Origin of the sequence: Vibrio sp. 2-2(8) (assembly GCF_963888495.1) — a bacterium.
GTDB lineage: Bacteria > Pseudomonadota > Gammaproteobacteria > Enterobacterales > Vibrionaceae > Vibrio > Vibrio anguillarum.
The window spans coordinates 26,588-43,836 of record NZ_CAWPJM010000052.1; the positions used below are offsets into that span (position 1 = coordinate 26,588).

Here is a 17,249-nt window from a genome sequence, read left to right on the forward strand (position 1 = left end):
TTACAGCGACATCAACTTTTTATCACGAGCCCACTCTGTTGGTGTGAACGCTTTAATAGAAAGGGCATGAATGTCGTTTCTTTGAATGTACTCCATCAGTGGAGCATAAATAAGTTGTTGTTTTTTAACGCGACTCATCCCTGCAAAACAAGCATCAACAGCGATAACTTCATAGTGGCTACCTTCACCTTTGACGTGGATCTCTTCAAGGTTTAGTGCTTGTTCTAATAACTGTTGTACTTTTGCGCTATCCACAATGTTCCCCTGCTTAATTCTTTATATGTTGAGCCATTAAACGATCAATGTTGCTCAGTTGGAATAGTGTGCGCAGTTGCTCTGGCACGAAACTGAGCATTATATGACAGTTTCGTTTTTTTGCATGCTCTATTAGGTGGATTAACATCACCATTCCGGCAGAGTCTATGCGTTCAACGTTTTTCAGTTCAATCTCAAACTGTGTACTCACCGGGTTCCATTTTTGGATAAACGCCCATAAATCAGGCACATGCTCTCTGTCTAATGCGCCCGACAAAGCCGCAATCGGCATATCAGTTTGATGCCACTGCGGATGAATCATTGCGCTTTACCTTCAAAACGGATCGGCTGATCCGCCAATTGTTGCAGTTCATTGGCAACCGCTAAGATGCCATCTTGGCGAATTTTACCGCTCCATTCAGATTGCTTACTGGAGAGCAAACTCACTCCTTCTGCAATCATATCAAAGACTTGCCATTCGCCATTTTTCTCTTTGCGCAATTTAAACTCAAGTTTGATGTTCGGTCGTGGCGTATCAATAATATCCACCTTCACGCTGGTAATGCGTTTATCATCCGACACCGCCTGTTCAGGCTCGAACTCAATAATTTGGTTACTGTATTGAGTCAATACTTGCGCGTATGCACTGACAAGATAGGCACGAAATGCGGTGATGAAAGTGGCGACATCTTCACGCTTGGCCCCTTTTAAGTTTGGGCCCAATAACTTCAGTGCCGCATACTGCTCATTGACGTAAGGCATCAGCTCTTGTTCCACGATTTCTTTCAAATATTCAGGATGGTGGTGAATCGCTTCTTGTTCGGCTTTCAAACGAGTAAATGCCGTTTCAGACACCTGCTTCATCATGGTATAGGGCTGGGTTTTATCCACATTGGCCGCTTGCACAAACATAGCGGCAAAGAGGGTAAATACAAAAATCAACGTCCGTTTAAACACTGTTTTTATAAACACTGTTGTTACTCCTTACCTTTTTCTTGTGAGCCACCACCGACGCTATACAGCACTTGACCAATCAAATCTTCTAATACGAGGGCGGATTTTGTGTCTTCAATTAAGTCGCCCTCTTTTAACATCCGTTCATCTTCAAAGACAAAACCGGGCACAAGCCCAATGTACTGCTCGCCAATCAATCCAGAAGTTAGAATTTGCACACTCGACGTTTCTGGAAATTGATCATATTGACTGTTAATAGCCATAGTAACCACAGGCAGCAAGCTCTCTCTATCGAGTTTAATCTCGGCCACTCGCCCAACGACTACACCACCCACTTTGACTGGCGAGCGCACTTTTAAACTACCGATATTGTCAAATTCAGCTTTCAATTGGTAAGTATGGTTGGAACCCAACCCTTTTACGTCAGCGACCTGAAAAATCATCACCAGAATTGCGCAAATTCCAGCAAGGACAAAGCTACCGACCCAAAGTTCTATTTTTCGTGTTTGCTGCATGATTAATTCCCAAACATCAATGCGGTGAGTACAAAGTCTAGCCCTAATACAGCTAAAGACGAATGCACTACGGTTCTTGTGGTGGCACGGCTAATACCTTCCGAGGTTGGAATAGCATCGTAACCGTTAAACAGTGCAATCCAAGTCACTGTGATGGCAAACATCACGCACTTGATCATACTGTTGCCAATATCTTGTCCTAGCTCTACCGATGACTGCATCGCAGACCAAAAACTGCCGTGATCAATCCCTTTCCAATCCACGCCAACAAGCTGGCCTCCCCAAATGCCGACCGCCATAAAAATCATCGCTAGCAACGGCATTGATATTAGCCCAGCCCAAAAGCGAGGAGCGATAATACGTTTGAGCGGATCAACCGCCATCATCTCTAAACTGGAAAGCTGCTCGGTGGCTTTCATCAGGCCGATCTCAGCGGTAAGTGCAGAACCAGCACGCCCAGCAAACAGCAGCGCAGTCACCACGGGCCCAAGTTCACGCAATAAAGAGAGCGCAACCATCTGCCCAAGGCTACCTTCCGCGCCGTAATCGACCAAAATCACATAGCCTTGCAGGCTCAACACCATGCCAATGAACAAGCCAGAAACGACAATAATCGCCAGCGACTGAACACCAACACTGTAGAGCTGCTTCACTAACAATGGAAAATTCTGAATAGGCCGTGGGCGGCTCACTAATGCGCCAAACAGCATCAAGCTAGCTTTGCCAAAGGCTTGGCAAAATTCGAGCGTACGGCGACCGAGCCCTTCAATCCAGTCAGTCAATGTAGACATCATGAGAATAAATCCTTTTCTAGGCTTTGCGCTGGAAAGCGAAATGGTACTGGGCCATCAGCCTCGCCTTGTAAAAATTGTTGTACGCGAGGATCGCTATTTTGATAAAGATCGTTTGGCGTTCCTTTGGCAATCACTTTGCCGTCAGCCAGCAAATAAACCCAATCGGCAATGCTCATCACTTCAGGAACATCATGAGAGACCACTATCGAGGTCACCCCCAAAGCTTGATTCAAATTGCGGATCAATTCCACCAGCACGCCCATGGTGATCGGGTCTTGCCCCACAAACGGCTCATCATACATGATCAGTTCCGGATCCAGCGCAATCGCGCGCGCTAATGCAGCCCTTCTTGCCATACCACCGGATAATTCGCTCGGCATGAGCAAGGCGGCACCGCGCAGACCAACCGCTTCTAATTTTAATAAAACTAATGTCTTAATCAGCGATTCATCTAATTGAGTGTGTTCACGTAAAGGGAAAGCCACATTATCGAACACATTTAAATCGGTGAATAACGCGCCCGACTGAAACAACATGCTCATTTTTTTACGAGCTTGATACAGCTTTTTGCGACTGAGCATCGGGATGTTTTGTTTGTCGAACCAAATCTCACCTTGTTCAGGAAACAGTTGTCCGCCAATAAGACGTAGCAAAGTGGTTTTACCAATACCCGATGGCCCCATAATGGCGGTAATTTTTCCTTGCGGAACGCTGAGACTCACGTCATCGAAAATCTTCCGTCCTGAACGGGAGAAGGTTAAATTCTTGATTGTGACAAGATCGTTGATTGGCATCATGAGTGTTTCACTATTGTTGTCCGCCCCAAAATGATGGGCAATCATAAGCATAACGTTCTAAAATTAAAAGCACTGTTCAATTACATCCTAAAGTAAAGCATCATCTTTCGCCAAAACAATCTTCCGGTCATTTATTGATGGATAGCTAACTAAACCATGAATTGAACGTAATTAATTGGATCTTCAGCTTCCCTTTTCGCAACCAACACGTCAAAATTAGCGGTTAATTGCATCATTTTTTCACTCATTTCATTAATTAGGTATCATCATGATCGAAGCGGTAGCGTTTCTCATTGTAGGTTTGGTGTTTTTAGTCTGGAGCGCTGACAAGTTAGTCTTTGGTTCTGCCGCGCTTGCTCGCAACTTTGGCATCTCGCCATTAGTGATCGGCATGACTATTTTAGCAATGGGATCATCAGCACCAGAGATGATGGTATCGGCAACGGCCGCTTTGGATGGGAAAACCGATACTGCCGTCGGTAACGTGCTCGGTTCTAACATCGCTAACATTGCTTTGATCTTGGGTATTACAGCACTCATCAAACCGCTTTCCGTCAGTTCTGCGGTACTCCGCCGTGAACTGCCGCTGATGATTGCGGTCACACTACTTGCTGGTGCGTTATTGTGGGATAACCACTTAGGATTCTATGAAGGTGTGTTGCTGTTTGCACTTTTCGCCGTGTTTATCATCGCGATGCTCCGCATTAGCCGTAACGAGCAAAAACATGGTGACGCGCTGCTTACCGAGCAGGAATCTGAAATACCGCAGGGCGTGAGCAACGCAAAAGCGGCTATTTGGGTAGTGATTGGGCTTATCATTCTGCCGATTGCTGCCAGCGTGTTAGTCGATAACGCCGTCATTATCGCTAAGTTTTTTGGCATGAGCGACTTGGTAATTGGCCTGACGATCATCGCTGTTGGGACCAGCTTGCCAGAGTTGGCCGCCTCACTCACAAGTGTGTTGAAAGGCGAAGATGATATGGCTGTGGGCAACATTATTGGCTCGAACGTATTCAATATTCTTGCCGTGATGGGCTTACCCGGCATTCTTAATCCATCGATACTCAGTGAGCATGCGATGGGACGCGATTTTTGGGTAATGCTTGGCGTATCTCTGCTACTGGTTGCAATGGCTTTAGGGAAATCGCGTAGTATTAACCGCATTGAGGGAGGCGTGCTCTTCCTCGCTTTTATCGGATACCAAGCTTATCTACTTATGAATATGACCGCTTAACCCAAACTCGGAGTATCGAATGTCGAATCAGTTTGATTATCGCAGTGTTGCACAGCAAGTTCTCGCCACCGAAATGGCGGCTTTACAGCAGCTAGAGCAATACTTTGACGACTCATTTTGCCAAGCGTGTGAAATGATCATTGCCAATGATCACGGCAAAGTGGTGGTGATGGGTATGGGTAAATCAGGCCATATCGGTAAAAAAATTGCCGCGACCTTAGCCAGTACTGGCACTTCGGCATTTTTCGTACATCCAGGAGAAGCGGCGCACGGTGATCTTGGTATGATCGAGCGTGGCGACATCGTAATTGCTATTTCAAATTCTGGCGAATCCTCGGAAATTTTATCACTGTTTACTGTGCTAAAACGGCTCAATATTCGCATCATTAGCATGACAGGCAACCCGTCATCGAATATGGCAAAGTTGGCCGATCTTCATTTGCAAATCACAGTCCCACAAGAGGCATGCCCGCTTGGCCTTGCGCCAACCTCCAGCACCACCGCAACGCTAGTGATGGGCGATGCGTTAGCCGTCGCACTCTTGCAAGCACGCGGCTTTACCGCTGAAGATTTTGCGCTGTCTCATCCCGGTGGGGCTTTAGGTCGAAAATTGTTGCTCAAGCTCTCTGATATCATGCACATTGGCGATGCACTACCAACAGTGCAACCAAACGCATTGATCCGCGATGCCTTACTTGAGATCAGCCAAAAAGGCTTGGGGATGACCGCGGTAGTAGACAGTAACATGCAGCTTATTGGCATCTTTACTGATGGCGATTTACGCCGCATCTTAGACAAACGAATCGATATTCACAGCGCGGCAATCAGCGAAGTGATGACGCAAAACCCAACGGTAGCAAACCCTAACATGCTCGCGGTCGAAGGGTTAAACCTAATGCAAGATAAACGAATCAATGGCTTGATGCTGTGCGAAAATGGCACATTGGTCGGTGCATTAAACATGCACGATTTGCTCAAAGCAGGAGTGATGTGATGACCATGATTGATACACTCTACGGCCCGGTCTCACCGCCTATTCTCGATATAGCCAAGCAGATAAAACTGCTGATCTGCGATGTGGATGGCGTCTTCTCTGATGGCTTAGTTTATATGGGCAATCAAGGCGAAGAGCTAAAAACCTTCCACACTCGAGATGGCTACGGCATAAAATCATTGATGAATGCTGGCATTGAAGTGGCGATCATTACAGGTAGGCAGTCAAAAATTGTCGAAAACCGTATGGCCGTATTAGGCATTACACTGGTTTATCAAGGTCAGGATGACAAGGTCAAAGCCTATAACGACATTTGTCGCCAGCTCAATATTGCCCCAGAACACACGGGGTATATCGGTGATGACTTGATTGATTGGCCGGTAATGGAAAAAGTCGCGCTGAGAGTCTGTGTCGCGGATGGTCACCCGCTATTAGTTAAACGCGCAAACTACGTGACCCATATAAAAGGTGGGCATGGCGCTGTACGCGAAGTGTGTGATTTGATTTTGCAAGCTCGCGGTGAGTTAGATGTGCACAAAGGCTTAAGTGTATGAGTTTATCTCGTGTCCTCTATGTGATACTGATTTTTATCGCATCGTGGTCAGCCTATTACTTGTTCGATAAAGAACAAAATACCGATATACAAGTTGCTCCAAACTTGGAGTTACCGTCGTTTAGTGGAAAAAATCTCGACAACACCACCTATAACGAGCAAGGTATCCGCAGCTACATCATTCAATCGACGCATCTGGATCATTACGCAAAAAGTGGCGACACCATTTTCGAGTACCCGATACTCAAAGTCTTCCGTGATGGTATTTTGCAAGAGTGGGAGATTACCGCCAAACGCGGCGTACTCGATGAAGAGCAAGTACTCACACTGTATGACGACGTACTGGCAAAAAACCTATTAGCAGATTCTGGTTTTGATACGCTTTCAACCATTAAGATGAGCATTCAACTCAATAATCGCGATTTTTGGGCCGATAATCAGGTCGATTTGGTTGGGCCACAATTCGAAACACAAGGACAAGCGATGAAAGGCAATTTTGCCGACAATACCGCTATTCTTTATAACCATGTACAAGGTAGATATGAAACTCTCACACCTTAGTCTTATTGCTTGTTTAGCGATTTCTGGTCACGCATTGGCATTGTCCACCGATAATGCTCAACCGGTTTACATCGATTCTGACAGCCAACAGCTCGACATGAAAAGCAACAAAGTGACTTTCCTTGGTGATGTCAAACTCAAACAAGGCAGTATCAGTATCAACGCCGACAAAGTGATTGTAACCCGTGATGCAAAAGATGGCTCCATTCAAGAAATTGAAGGATATGGCAACCTCGCCACTTTTTCGCAATTAACCGACGATGGCAAAACCTTGTATGGTGAGGCGAAAGAGCTCTATTACAAATTGGCCGATGATCAGTTGACGATGATCGATCAAGCCATGTTGTCACAAGATGATAGCATCATCCGTGGTACGAAAATTCGCTACAAAATTTCGTCACAGAAGCTGATGGCTGATGGTAACTCTAACGAGCGAGTATCGACCGTGCTTCAACCGCAAGCCACTACGACACAAGAATAATTATGGCCATACTTAAAGCAGAACATTTAGCGAAAAGCTATAAAAAACGCAAAGTCGTCTCTGACGTCAGCTTGCAAGTAGAATCGGGGCAGATTGTTGGCTTACTCGGCCCTAACGGCGCAGGAAAAACCACATCGTTTTACATGATCGTCGGCCTTGTCGCTCGTGATGAAGGTAAGATCAGTATTGATGATCACGACATCAGCATTTTACCTATGCACAGTCGCTCACGCTTAGGGATCGGCTACTTACCTCAAGAAGCGTCTATTTTTCGAAAATTGTCGGTCGAAGATAACATCATGGCGGTACTTGAAACCCGTGAATCGATGACCCGTGAAGAGCGCCAAGATAAACTCGAAGATCTACTAGAAGAATTTCACATTCAACATATCCGCCATAGTGCGGGAATGGCGCTATCGGGTGGTGAACGTCGCCGAGTTGAAATTGCCCGCGCTCTTGCCGCAAACCCACAATTTATTTTGCTTGATGAACCCTTTGCAGGGGTCGACCCCATTTCCGTTATCGACATTAAAAAGATCATCCAACACCTGCGAGATCGTGGCTTAGGCGTTTTAATCACAGACCACAACGTTCGAGAAACATTGGACGTCTGTGAAAAAGCCTATATTGTAAGCCAGGGTCGTTTGATCGCAGAAGGTACACCACATGACGTGCTCAATAATGAAGAGGTAAAACAAGTTTATCTCGGTGAACAATTCCGTCTATGATTAAGTAGAGAGTGACATCAATTCTAAAAATAATAAGGTAACTGGCACTGAATGAAACCCTCATTACAACTGAAGCTCGGCCAACAATTAGCGATGACACCGCAGTTACAACAAGCCATTCGTTTGTTGCAACTCTCCACATTGGAACTCCAGCAAGAGATCCAAGAGGCTCTAGAGTCTAATCCATTATTGGATGTTGAAGAGGCCTATGAAGAGAATGCCACCGCTGATGTTCATAGCATCAATGAGGAGAAAGAAGCCAGTGCTGAGGTGTTAGATATTGAGCCACAAGACAGCTCTGACTTAATTGAAAAATCCGAAATCAGCAGCGAGCTTGAGATCGACACCACATGGGATGATGTCTACAGCGCGAACACAGGCAGCACAGGGATCGCCCTTGATGATGACATGCCCGTGTACCAAGGTGAAACAACGCAAACCCTGCAAGATTATCTACTGTGGCAATTAGATCTCACACCGTTTAGCGACACCGACCGCAGCATTGCTCTTGCCTTGATTGACGCCATCGATGACTACGGTTATCTCACCGTTTCTTTGGATGATATTTTAGAAAGCTTTGCCGATGAAAATATTGAGCTTGATGAAATTGAAGCCGTTCGTAAACGTGTTCAGCAGTTTGATCCCCTCGGTGTGGCTTCAGTCAACCTTCAAGACTGCCTGCTTTTACAATTAGCGACCTACCCTGCCAGTACCCCTTGGTTAGAAGAAGCTAAACAGCTGCTGATCCAACATATTGATCTGCTCGGCAACCGTGACTACAAGTTGATCATCAAAGAAACCAAGTTAAAAGAAGAAGATCTGCGAGAGGTATTGCAGCTCATTCAACAACTTGACCCAAGACCGGGAAATAATATTTCAACCGAGCACGCCGAATACGTTGTGCCTGACGTGTCTGTTTACAAAGATCACGGCAAATGGGTGGTCACAATAAACCCAGATAGCGTACCAAAACTTAAGATAAATCAACAATATGCAGCATTAGGCAAAGGTAACAGTGCCGATAGCAACTACATTCGCAGCAATTTGCAAGAAGCAAAATGGCTAATTAAGAGTTTAGAAAGTAGAAACGAGACACTGCTCAAAGTTGCCAAGTGTATTGTTGAACATCAACGTGATTTCTTTGAGTATGGTGAAGAGGCGATGAAGCCAATGGTACTCAATGACGTTGCTTTAGCGGTAGAAATGCATGAATCCACCATATCAAGGGTGACAACGCAGAAGTACATGCATACTCCGCGTGGTATTTTCGAATTGAAATACTTCTTCTCCAGCCATGTCAGTACCGACAGCGGGGGAGAGTGTTCATCGACTGCAATACGAGCACTGATTAAAAAACTGGTGGCCGCTGAAAATACAGCCAAACCATTAAGTGACAGTAAAATTGCAGATCTACTGGCTGACCAAGGGATTCAGGTAGCTAGACGGACGATAGCTAAATACCGTGAATCGTTGGGCATTGCTCCATCGAGTCAGCGCAAACGCCTACTGTAAGGCACAAAACAGAGAAGGAAAGTCTATGCAAATCAACATTAATGCCCATCACATTGATCTGACCGATTCAATGCAAGACTATGTAAACTCGAAGTTTCAAAAACTTGAGCGATTTTTTGACCATATCAATAACGTACAGGTTGTTTTACGTGTTGAAAAAGTACAACAGATCGCTGAAGCTACGCTCCACATAAATCAAGGTGATATCCACGCCGTGGCCGACAATGAAAATATGTATGCTGCCATTGATAGTTTAGTGGATAAACTCGTAAGACAACTCAACAAGCATAAAGAAAAGCTAAGTAGTCATTAATCATGCAATTAAGCGAAGTACTCTCATTGGACTGCACGAAAAGTGCGGTCCAATGCACCAGTAAAAAAAGAGCCCTAGAAATCATTAGCGAAATCGCTGCTGAGTATTCAGGTCAAAATTCCACCGAGCTGTTTGAATGCATGCTCAGCCGAGAAAAAATGGGCAGTACTGGTATTGGTAATGGCATCGCCATTCCTCATGCAAGAATGACCAACAGTGATCGTGCCATTGCCGTTTTGCTGCAGTGTGAAGAACCGATTGAGTTTGATGCCATTGATAATCGACCTGTCGATCTACTGTTTGCGTTGCTCGTTCCTGAAGAGCAGTGCAAAGAGCATTTAAAAACGCTCGCTTGTATGGCCGAGCGCCTCAATGACAAACAAGTTTTAAAACAGCTTCGAAGTGCACAAAGCGATCAAGAGCTGTACGACATCATGACTAACCAATAACCACCGAGCCGAAACTATGCGTTTAATCGTTGTGAGTGGTCAATCAGGCGCAGGGAAAAGCGTTGCTTTACGAGTACTGGAGGATCTCGGCTACTATTGTGTCGATAACCTTCCCGTCAACTTGTTGGATGCGTTTATTCAATCTGTCCAAGGCAGTAAACAAAATGTCGCGGTGAGTATTGATATCCGTAACTTGCCCCAAGAGCCTAGTTTGGTTGCGGATGTTTTAGAGCAACTAAAACAGAATAACGATGTTAGTGTGCTGTTTCTCGATGCCAGTAAAGAGACACTACTCAAGCGCTACAGCGAAACGCGTCGTATCCATCCTCTCTCATTAAACGCCGATAAACCTTCACTTGCGCAAGCGATTGAATTGGAAAAGTCGCTGCTTGCGCCGCTCAAAGAGCAAGCCGATTTAGTGCTCGATAGCAGTAATCAATCGTTGCATGAGTTGAGCGAAACCGTACGCATGCGAATTGAAGGACGTGAGCGCAAAGATCTGGTGATGGTGTTTCAGTCTTTTGGCTTCAAATATGGACTACCCAGCGATGCAGACTACGTGTTTGATGTGCGTTTTTTACCCAACCCACATTGGGAACCCGATCTTCGCCCATTAACTGGCCTGGATGCGCCAATTAAGTCGTTTCTTGAACGCCATAGTGAAGTAATTGAACTTAAACAACAAATTCAAAAGTTTGTTGAATACTGGCTGCCGATGCTCGAAAAAAACAACCGCAGTTATCTCACAATTGCGATTGGTTGCACCGGTGGTAAGCACCGCTCCGTTTACCTGACTCAACAGCTTGGCGAGTACTTTGCTCAATTGGGTCACCAAGTACAGATACGCCATACATCATTAGAAAAACAGCAATAGGAGCGATGGTATGCCACTATTAAGTAAAACGGTTTTAATCCAAAATCGCTTGGGCCTTCATGCTCGTGCAGCCGTTAAGCTGGTTGAACTGTCGCAATCTTTTGATGCGGTGGTCACCATTCAAAGTGAAGAAGGAAAAGAAGCCACTGCAGACAGTGTAATGGGTTTATTGATGCTCGAATCCGCACAAGGTCAATACATCACCATCAATGCTGAAGGCTCACAAGCAGAGCCTGCTTTGCAAGCGGTTAGTTCGCTGATTGAACATAAATTCGATGAAGACGAGTAAGCACAAGGCTTACACTCCACTCTCCCACAGACAGCGCATGCGCGCCCCTGATAGTCAAAATAAATTCAGTGCTTAATAAGAACTTATTAAATAAGGCCTAGAATTAAGTTACTATTCAACACATTGTAAGAATCCTAAGTAGGGGGAAACCATGGCCGAGCAAATTGAATTTGATCAAGCTCACCTAACCCTCCAAGAAGTCAGCGAAGCTTTAGAAAATGGTCGTTTTGTCCATGTCCGTCGCCAATTGCAGGACATGGAGCCAGAAGATATTGCTCACCTCTTAGAAGCCTCTCCACGTAAAAGCCGGGAGGTGTTATGGCAACTCACCGACCCAGAAGACTACGGTGAAATCCTTGATGAGCTCAACGAAGACGTCAAAGATGCCCTAGTTTCCAAAATGGCACCCGAAAAACTGGCGGAAGCGACCGAAGGCATGGACACCGATGACGTGGCCTATGTACTGCGTAGCTTGCCAGATGACGTGTCACGCGAAGTGCTTTCGCAGATGGACAGCGCTGATCGCCAGCGCGTTGAAACCGCGCTCTCCTATTCAGAGGAAACAGCCGGCGGGATCATGAATACCGACGTGATCACCATTCGTGGTGACGTTGATATTGACGTGGTTTTACGCTATTTACGCATGCGCGGCGATCTGCCCGAAGCAACCGATGCACTTTACGTGATTGACGATGAAAGTAAGCTGATTGGGCATCTCTCACTCACCACCTTGCTGACCACGCAACCGGATATTCCAGTAAGTGAAGTCATGGATGATGCCGATGAGGCGATTTTGGTCACCACCAGCGACTCAGATGTTGCCAGCCTGTTTGAACGTCGCAACTGGGTGTCCGCGCCTGTGGTAGATGAAAACCAGCACTTGGTCGGTCGGATCACCATTGATGACGTCGTTGACATCATTCGTGAAGATGCCGAACACTCAATGATGAGTATGGCTGGTATGAACGATGACGAAGATACCTTTGCTCCAGTAGTCAAATCCGCACGTAAACGGACCATCTGGCTTGGGGCAAATGTTTTGGCCGCCCTCGCCGCAGCCTCTGTTTCTAACATGTTTGAAGCAACACTGGATCAAATGGCCGCCATTGCCGTGCTAATGACCATAGTGCCCTCAATGGGTGGTGTCGCAGGTAACCAAACCGTGGCCTTGGTCATTCGTGGTTTAGCATTGGGACATATCGGTGACAGTAACCAACGCGAATTGCTATTCAAAGAAGCGGCAATCGGTTTTTTAAATGGCATCATGTGGGCTACCATTATTGGCGGCATTGTGGTGGTATGGAAAGGCAATTGGATGCTTGGCGGCATCATTTCCGCAGCAATGATGGCCAACCTACTCATTGCCGGGATCGCCGGCGTCACCATCCCAATTTTACTGAAAAAAATGAAAATCGACCCGGCTCTTGCTGGCGGAATGGCGTTAACAACCGTCACCGATGTGGTTGGGCTTTCGGTCTTTCTCGGCTTGGCGACCATTTTGATGTAGCCCTATTTTGATGTAACCCTATAGTGATACATATCCAAACCACCCATAAAAAAAGCTTGGTTGTTATACCAAGCTTTTTCATATTCAGCTTAAGCGATTATTCGCCCGCAATTTTCATCGATTCAAGTAAAATAGACCCAGTTTGGATTTGCGAGCGTGTTTCGACATCACTCCCTACCGCCACCATTTGCTGGAACATATCTTTCAAATTACCCGCGATAGTAATCTCAGATACAGGGTATTGAATCACACCGTTTTCAACCCAGAAACCAGCGGCGCCACGCGAATAATCACCTGTCACTGCATTAACACCTTGGCCCATCACTTCAGTGACTAACAAGCCTGTACCCAACGCTTTGAGCATCTGCTCAAAATTTTGCCCTGTGGATTGAACATACCAGTTATGGATGCCACCCGCATGACCAGTTGGAGTCATATTCATTTTACGAGCGGCATAGCTGCTCAGAAGATAAGTCGAGAGCACGCCATCAGTAATGATTTGGCGGTCTTGAGTAAATACCCCTTCACTATCAAATGGGCTTGATGCCAACGCACGTAATACATGGGGTTTTTCGGCAATATTGAACCAATCGGGTAAGATTTTCTCGCCTAACTTATCAAGTAAAAAGGAAGATTTACGATACAAGCTGCCACCACTGATCGCCATCACCAAATGGCCAATCAAACCTGTCGCTACATCTGCGGCAAACATCACCGGAACTTTGCCCGTCTTCAGTTTTTTTGCATCTAAACGGCTGATGGTTTTTTCTGCAGCTTGTTGCCCGACCAGCTCTGGCGACCATAAATCGTCGCGGTGACGTGCAACGGTATAGCTATAATCACGCTCCATCTCACCATTTTTACCCTCACCAATCACGCAGCAGCTAATGCTATGACGGCTAGAGGCATAACTCGCGAGCAAACCATGGCTATTACCATACACTTTCACACCGTAATGGCTGTCATAACTTGCGCCATCACTTTGTTTGATCTTGTTGCTGTAAGCTAACGCTTTCTCTTCTGCAGCAATGGCAATTTTAGCGGCCATGTCCGGGTTAGGTTCATCGGGATGGAAGAGATCTAAATCAGGAATATTTCGCACCATTAACTCTTTAGGTGCAGGGCCTGCATAAGGATCTTCAGAAGTGTAAAGCGCAATATCAAGCGCTGCAGCGACCGTCTGCGCAATTGCTTTTTCACTGAGATCTGACGTCGACGCACTGCCTTTACGTTGCCCACGATACACAGTGATGCCTAATGCCCCATCACTGTTAAATTCTACGTTTTCAACTTCACACATTCGCGTCGAAACACTCAGGCCGGTACTTTTGGTGATCGCCACTTCGGCAGCATCAGAACTGAGCGCAGCCATCTCTAATGCCTTAGCAACCGCCGCTTCAAGTTCGATGCGCTGCTGAGCAACTTGTTGTTTTACGTCCATATCTCATCAATTATTAGCAAACAATGTCATTAGGATAACAAGAATTTCGCTTTCTCCCCACGATTCTTGCTAAAATAGCTGACATACATAACTCAATAGATGAAGAAAATGGCGCGTAAGAATCAAAAAGCTCCTTGGGAAGAAGAAGAGGAGATCATTTGGGTTAGCAAAACCGAAATGAAAAACGACATGACTGAGCTACAAAAACTGGGTGAAGAGCTGGTTGCTCTGAAGCCATCTCAGTTAGCAAAAATTCCGATGTCTGAAGATTTGATGGATGCCATCAAAGATGCTCAGCGTTTTAGCATGGAAGCCAGACGCCGCCAACTGCAATACATTGGTAAAATGATGCGTACCATCGATGCTGAACCGATTCAAGCGGCATTGGATAAACTGCGTAACAAGCACTCACAAAATACCGCCATGCTGCATAAGCTCGAACAGATGCGTGATCGTATTGTGGAGAAAGGTGACAGCGCGATTGAAGATGCGATGGCACTCTATCCAGAGATGGATCGTCAACGTCTGCGCCAATTAGCGCGTCAAGCAAATAAAGAGAAAGCCAACAGCAAACCACCAAGAGCATCACGAGAGATTTTCCAAGTGCTCAGAGAGCATAACGATAAGTCAGTGTAACCTGTCATAGTGCTGATTAGACGCAAAAACCTCACCTAAACGTGTGAGGTTTTTTTTATTCCCCTGCACGCACAAAATCACTGAGCTGCGCGTCTGCGTGTTGCGCGGAAAGTGCCTCAATGCGATCATTTACTAACACATGTCCTTGAGCCATAAACGCAAAATGGCTCGCAATCGCTTTGGCATCACTAATATGGTGCGTCACCATCACAACAGTGATCGCTCTTTCTGCGGCTAACTGCTTAACCAAAAGCAGCATCTCTTCTCTGAGTAGCGGATCCAAGGCGGAAAAGGGCTCATCCAGCAGCCAGATAGGATGTGGTTGTACAAAACAGCGCGCCAGAGCAACTCGTTGACGCTGCCCCCCTGAGAGCTGCTCAGGCAAGCGATCAAGTAGCGCTACCAAACCCACTTGCTGCGCGGCGCACTCAACTAACGCCTTTTGCGAAGTGGTTAATTTCAGCCCCGGATGTAACCCAAGGCTAATATTTTCACGCACAGTGAGATGGGCAAAAAGATTGTGCTCTTGAAACAGCATCGAAAAAGGACGCAAGTGTGGCTCTTGCCCAAGTAAGGATTGCCCTTGCACTTGGATATCGCCGCTTTTCGGTGCAATAAAGCCCGCAACTAAGCTCAGTAAAGTCGACTTGCCCGCCCCACTTGGCCCCATCAAAGAGAGAATCGCCCCTCGCGGTACAGAGAGCGAAAATTCAAACCACTCCTGTTGATACTCATAATGTACGGCCTTGAGTTCTAACATTGCTTTACCTTTGAATGTGAGTGAAATAACCACTCAATGAGGGCAAAACAACCCACACTGAGTAGCAACAGCGTAAGGGAAACCACCGCCGCCGCTTGCATTTGGTAACTGCCCAGCAGTTGGAACAGGTAAAGCGGTAAGGTTCTAAACTCTTGGCTACCAAATAGAGCAATCGCACTTAAATCCCCCATTGAGAGCAAAAAGCTGATCGCAAAGGCATGCGCTAAGGGTTTGCGCAACGCACGCAGCTCAATCACTTGCAAACGCTGCCACCCTTTAATACCAAGGCTGGCACATAACCATTGATATTGCTGCGCGATATGCAGCATAGGTTGCGCCAATGTTTTCAACACATACGGCAATGCCATTAAGCCATTGACGAAAAAAACCACCCAATACGCTAAGCTAAATGCATCGGTCCAGATACGTAGCAACAGAAAAAGCCCGGTGCTGATAACAAGCCCTGGCGTGACCAAAATAATCGCGCCAATCAACTCTAGTTGGTCCGCCTTACGGTTGTGCTGCTGCAGGCGCAAAGCGCGAGTCGTGATGAGTATGGCAACCCCAGCCGAAACAGCAACCACGCTTGCCAATAACGCCACTTGCAGTGAAGCCCAAAGCGCACGCCAGAATTGCTCATCGCTCAATACGTGAAAAAGCTGCGAATTTAAACCGCTCAAGATGACCATCACCAGCGGCGGAAGTACTAACAGCAACGCAAGGAAGATCCATGCGCCGTCCCAGTATTGTGCTTTTCGATTGTCTCGACTAACCACATAATCACTCGCTTGACGCCCTGTGGTGATGGCTAACGGCTTCGCTAGACGTGAAATGGATAGAGACAACAGCCCACATAACAGCATCTGCCACAGCGCAAGCAGCGCACCGGCTTGTAAATCAAAATCAAATTTGATCGCCTGATAAATCGCCAGCTCAATCGTGGTTGATTTAGGCCCGCCGCCAAGTGCCATCACAGTGGCAAAACTGGTAAAACAGAGCATGGACACCAAACCACAGACATGAGGAAGCTGCTGACGCAAACGTGGCCATTCAACCCAACGAAATTTGTGCCAATGACTCATGCCAAGATGCGCGCATAACTTATGTTGTTCAGCCGGGATCGACTCTAACGCTTGCAGCAATAAACGGCTGGCATACGGGAGATTAAAAAACAGATGCGCCAGTAAAATACCGTTTAATCCGTAAATGGAAAACGGCAGTTTGCTATCAAACCACGCAAGCAGCGAGGCGAGCAGGCCGCTATTACCATAAATGGCCAACAAACCAAATACGCCCACCAGCACTGGAAGCACTAAGGTAGTTGCAAACAATTTGATCAGCAGCGCACGTCCCCAAAATCGACGACGGTAAAGTGCGTGAGCAACAGGAACCGCGAAACCAACACTGAGCAGCATCGACAAGCTGGCTTGGTAAAAACTAAATTGAGTAACATGGCGATAATACGGGTCTTGCCATACGTGCATCACATTTAAGCTGGGTGCTTGTAACAGCAACGCCGCTAACGCACTGATGACAAAGGTCGCGACAAGCATCGCGACCCCAATGCCTATTTTAGGAATAGCATTCAAACTTTATCGAACC

22 protein-coding genes are annotated in these 17,249 nt (G+C 46.4%); 13 read left to right on the plus strand and 9 right to left on the minus strand.

All coding sequences use genetic code 11. The features are described from left to right. Genes ibaG through mlaF form a run of 6 tightly spaced genes read right to left on the minus strand, consistent with a single transcriptional unit; the run spans position 1 to position 3,312 of the window. Positions 1-255 (minus strand): BolA family iron metabolism protein IbaG, encoded by a 255-nt coding sequence (gene ibaG, locus AACV12_RS14195; protein ID WP_013855981.1) that lies wholly within the window; start codon positions 253-255, stop codon positions 1-3. A gap of 13 nt (positions 256-268) precedes the next feature. Further along, a complete protein-coding gene (locus AACV12_RS14200; RefSeq protein WP_010318828.1) occupies positions 269-577 on the minus strand; it encodes an STAS domain-containing protein in 309 nt (102 codons plus the stop codon). After that, entirely contained in the window at positions 574-1,212 is a 639-nt protein-coding gene (mlaC, locus tag AACV12_RS14205; protein WP_026029129.1) for a phospholipid-binding protein MlaC, read from the minus strand. The genes AACV12_RS14200 and mlaC overlap by 4 nt, the downstream gene beginning before the upstream one ends. A gap of 20 nt (positions 1,213-1,232) precedes the next feature. Continuing rightward, positions 1,233-1,724 carry an outer membrane lipid asymmetry maintenance protein MlaD gene (mlaD, locus tag AACV12_RS14210; RefSeq protein ID WP_064625913.1) on the minus strand — a complete coding sequence of 164 codons (492 nt, stop codon included), beginning with the start codon at positions 1,722-1,724 and terminating at the stop codon, positions 1,233-1,235. Between the two features lie 2 nt (positions 1,725-1,726). Further along, positions 1,727-2,518 (minus strand): lipid asymmetry maintenance ABC transporter permease subunit MlaE, encoded by a 792-nt coding sequence (mlaE, locus tag AACV12_RS14215; RefSeq protein ID WP_013855979.1) that lies wholly within the window; start codon positions 2,516-2,518, stop codon positions 1,727-1,729. Further along, complete coding sequence (gene mlaF, locus AACV12_RS14220; protein WP_026029128.1) at positions 2,515-3,312, minus strand: phospholipid ABC transporter ATP-binding protein MlaF; 798 nt, start codon at positions 3,310-3,312, stop codon at positions 2,515-2,517. Before mlaF ends, mlaE begins: the two co-directional genes overlap by 4 nt. A 271-nt stretch (positions 3,313-3,583) precedes the next feature. Between mlaF and AACV12_RS14225 the strand changes: the two genes are divergently transcribed. From AACV12_RS14225 to mgtE, 12 genes are all read left to right on the plus strand, one after another. Next, on the plus strand, positions 3,584-4,549 hold the full coding sequence (locus tag AACV12_RS14225) for a calcium/sodium antiporter (protein ID WP_017043395.1): 966 nt from the start codon (positions 3,584-3,586) through the stop codon (positions 4,547-4,549). 19 nt (positions 4,550-4,568) lie between these two features. Next, positions 4,569-5,543 carry an arabinose-5-phosphate isomerase KdsD gene (gene kdsD / locus AACV12_RS14230; protein WP_013855975.1) on the plus strand — a complete coding sequence of 325 codons (975 nt, stop codon included), beginning with the start codon at positions 4,569-4,571 and terminating at the stop codon, positions 5,541-5,543. Further along, complete coding sequence (kdsC, locus tag AACV12_RS14235) at positions 5,543-6,097, plus strand: 3-deoxy-manno-octulosonate-8-phosphatase KdsC (RefSeq protein WP_202599533.1); 555 nt, start codon at positions 5,543-5,545, stop codon at positions 6,095-6,097. The genes kdsD and kdsC overlap by 1 nt, the downstream gene beginning before the upstream one ends. Beyond that, positions 6,094-6,657: an LPS export ABC transporter periplasmic protein LptC gene (gene lptC / locus AACV12_RS14240; RefSeq protein WP_013855973.1), complete on the plus strand. Its 564-nt coding sequence runs from the start codon at positions 6,094-6,096 to the stop codon at positions 6,655-6,657. Before kdsC ends, lptC begins: the two co-directional genes overlap by 4 nt. Continuing rightward, positions 6,638-7,138: a lipopolysaccharide transport periplasmic protein LptA gene (gene lptA, locus AACV12_RS14245; protein ID WP_013855972.1), complete on the plus strand. Its 501-nt coding sequence runs from the start codon at positions 6,638-6,640 to the stop codon at positions 7,136-7,138. The genes lptC and lptA overlap by 20 nt, the downstream gene beginning before the upstream one ends. Before the next feature lie 2 nt (positions 7,139-7,140). After that, positions 7,141-7,866, plus strand: coding sequence for an LPS export ABC transporter ATP-binding protein (lptB, locus tag AACV12_RS14250; protein WP_013855971.1), 726 nt, complete (start codon positions 7,141-7,143; stop codon positions 7,864-7,866). Between the two features lie 51 nt (positions 7,867-7,917). Further along, a complete protein-coding gene (locus AACV12_RS14255) occupies positions 7,918-9,378 on the plus strand; it encodes an RNA polymerase factor sigma-54 (RefSeq protein WP_013855970.1) in 1,461 nt (486 codons plus the stop codon). Between the two features lie 25 nt (positions 9,379-9,403). Beyond that, the gene (hpf, locus tag AACV12_RS14260) at positions 9,404-9,691 is read left to right on the plus strand and encodes a ribosome hibernation promoting factor (protein ID WP_013855969.1); all 288 of its coding nucleotides are present in this window, start codon (positions 9,404-9,406) and stop codon (positions 9,689-9,691) included. A gap of 2 nt (positions 9,692-9,693) precedes the next feature. Beyond that, complete coding sequence (ptsN, locus tag AACV12_RS14265; protein ID WP_013855968.1) at positions 9,694-10,140, plus strand: PTS IIA-like nitrogen regulatory protein PtsN; 447 nt, start codon at positions 9,694-9,696, stop codon at positions 10,138-10,140. A 16-nt stretch (positions 10,141-10,156) separates the two neighbouring features. Beyond that, on the plus strand, positions 10,157-11,014 hold the full coding sequence (gene rapZ / locus AACV12_RS14270; protein WP_010318814.1) for an RNase adapter RapZ: 858 nt from the start codon (positions 10,157-10,159) through the stop codon (positions 11,012-11,014). A gap of 10 nt (positions 11,015-11,024) precedes the next feature. After that, positions 11,025-11,303 carry an HPr family phosphocarrier protein gene (locus AACV12_RS14275; RefSeq protein ID WP_013855967.1) on the plus strand — a complete coding sequence of 93 codons (279 nt, stop codon included), beginning with the start codon at positions 11,025-11,027 and terminating at the stop codon, positions 11,301-11,303. A 151-nt stretch (positions 11,304-11,454) separates the two neighbouring features. Further along, positions 11,455-12,810: a magnesium transporter gene (gene mgtE, locus AACV12_RS14280; RefSeq protein ID WP_017043402.1), complete on the plus strand. Its 1,356-nt coding sequence runs from the start codon at positions 11,455-11,457 to the stop codon at positions 12,808-12,810. 97 nt (positions 12,811-12,907) lie between these two features. Here the strand turns inward: mgtE and pmbA are convergent, their stop codons facing one another. Then, on the minus strand, positions 12,908-14,251 hold the full coding sequence (gene pmbA, locus AACV12_RS14285; protein WP_170900589.1) for a metalloprotease PmbA: 1,344 nt from the start codon (positions 14,249-14,251) through the stop codon (positions 12,908-12,910). A gap of 108 nt (positions 14,252-14,359) precedes the next feature. Between pmbA and yjgA the strand changes: the two genes are divergently transcribed. Beyond that, positions 14,360-14,887 carry a ribosome biogenesis factor YjgA gene (gene yjgA, locus AACV12_RS14290; protein WP_010318810.1) on the plus strand — a complete coding sequence of 176 codons (528 nt, stop codon included), beginning with the start codon at positions 14,360-14,362 and terminating at the stop codon, positions 14,885-14,887. Positions 14,888-14,942: 55 nt separating this feature from the next. Here yjgA and thiQ read toward each other — a convergent pair whose 3' ends face one another. Then, positions 14,943-15,647 carry a thiamine ABC transporter ATP-binding protein gene (thiQ, locus tag AACV12_RS14295; protein WP_170900590.1) on the minus strand — a complete coding sequence of 235 codons (705 nt, stop codon included), beginning with the start codon at positions 15,645-15,647 and terminating at the stop codon, positions 14,943-14,945. Then, positions 15,641-17,236 (minus strand): thiamine/thiamine pyrophosphate ABC transporter permease ThiP, encoded by a 1,596-nt coding sequence (gene thiP, locus AACV12_RS14300; RefSeq protein WP_170900591.1) that lies wholly within the window; start codon positions 17,234-17,236, stop codon positions 15,641-15,643. Before thiP ends, thiQ begins: the two co-directional genes overlap by 7 nt. Between the last annotated feature and the right edge of the window lie 13 nt (positions 17,237-17,249).